General features: G+C 45.1%; 1 rRNA gene. It reads right to left on the reverse strand.

Annotation, left to right across the window (positions count from 1 at the left end):
- Positions 1-219 precede the first annotated feature (219 nt).
- A 16S ribosomal RNA gene (locus ACTG7L_RS10830) occupies positions 220-297 on the reverse strand; the annotation flags it as partial.

The raw sequence follows: 297 nt of genomic DNA on the forward strand, positions 1-297 counted from the left end.
TTCGAACCCCGGTTACCGCCGTGAAAGGGCGATGTCCTAGGCCTCTAGACGATGGGGACAACAGGTAAAGATAATTTGTTGTCTTCGCACTTCTTTTTCATTCATTCGTTTATCTTGCTCGACCTAGTAAGCAACAGTTTAAAGTGCGGTCTTTTTTTCTTTCTTTTCTACTTTCTATCAGTCAATCTGTGTGGACACTTATTGTCGCTCGTTTTTCGGTAAGGAGGTGATCCAACCGCAGGTTCCCCTACGGTTACCTTGTTACGACTTCACCCCAGTCATGAATCATACCGTGGT

Origin of the sequence: Lonepinella sp. BR2357 (assembly GCF_051851525.1) — a bacterium.
Taxonomy (GTDB): domain Bacteria; phylum Pseudomonadota; class Gammaproteobacteria; order Enterobacterales; family Pasteurellaceae; genus Lonepinella.